Origin of the sequence: Streptomyces polyrhachis (assembly GCF_042663125.1) — a bacterium.
GTDB lineage: Bacteria > Actinomycetota > Actinomycetes > Streptomycetales > Streptomycetaceae > Streptomyces > Streptomyces polyrhachii.
Genome location: NZ_JBHSZO010000086.1, coordinates 1 through 1,147, shown reverse-complemented (window position 1 = coordinate 1,147; position 1,147 = coordinate 1). Strand labels below are relative to the sequence as shown.

At 65.4% G+C, this 1,147-nt stretch carries 1 protein-coding gene; it reads left to right on the top strand.

Annotated elements, in window-relative coordinates; genetic code table 11:
* Positions 1-50: 50 nt before the first annotated feature.
* Positions 51-1,147 (top strand): amino acid adenylation domain-containing protein (locus ACFQLX_RS25665; RefSeq protein WP_386418921.1); only part of this gene is annotated, 1,097 nt, incomplete at its 3' end.

The window sequence follows — 1,147 nt, the reverse complement described above, 5'->3', positions numbered from 1 at the left end:
GTCCGGACACGCCTGTCGAGTCGGACGGGACCTGCGACGACCTCGCGTACGTGATCTACACCTCCGGCTCCACGGGCCTGCCCAAAGGCGTCCAGGTCACCCACCGCGGCCTCAACAACATCACCCAGTGGCAGCGCGAGAACTACGGCCGCTACACCCCGCAGCGGGTGCTGCAGGGCACCTCGATGAGCTTCGACATCTCGGTGTGGGAGCTGTGCGCCGCGCTGCTGTCGGGCGGCACCCTGGTGCTGCCGCCGGCCGAGCTGAAGATGATGGGCTCCGAGCTCGCCGACCTGCTGATCGAGCAGGCGGTCGAGAGCATCAACCTGACCCCCTCCGCGCTGGCCACGCTGCCCGAGGAGTCGCTGCCGCTGCTGCGCTGCGTCTCCGTCGGAGGCGAGGCGTGCCCCCTCGAACTCATCCGGCTCTGGGCTCCCGGCCGGTCGTTCTTCAACGGCTACGGCCCCACCGAGACCACGATCGCCGCGAGCATCGCCCGCTACGAGTCCGACCTGGAGCGCGTCCACATCGGCCGTCCCATCAACGGAATGCAGCTGTACGTCCTCGACTCCCGTCTGCAACTGCTGCCGGTCGGGGTTGCGGGTGAGTTGTATATCGGTGGTAGTGGTGTGGCGCGTGGTTATCTTGGTCGGCCGGATTTGACGGCTGAGGCGTTTGTGGCTGATCCGTTTGGTGGGGTGTCGGGTGGTTGTTCGGGTGGGCGTTTGTATCGGACGGGGGATCTGGCGCGTTTTCTGCCTGATGGCAATGTCGAGTTCCTCGGGCGTGTTGATGCGCAGGTGAAGATCCGTGGGTTTCGGGTTGAACTGGGGGAGATCGAGGCTGCGTTGGGTGAGCATCCCGAGGTGCGTGGCTGTGCTGTGCTGCTGCATGCGGAGGGCGGCAGGAAGCGGCTGGTGGCGTATGTCGTTGTGCGTTCGGAGGTGGCGGCTGGGGTGTTGCAGTCGTTTGTGGGTGAGCGGTTGCCGGAGTACATGGTTCCCGGGGTTTTCGTTCCGTTGGAGAGTCTGCCGCTGACTGCTAATCAGAAGGTGGATCGTAAGGCGTTGGCCGGCGTGTCGTGGGGGGAGTATGCCGGTCAGCGTGAGCATGTTGCTCCGCGTAGTGAGGTGGAGGGGTTGTTGGC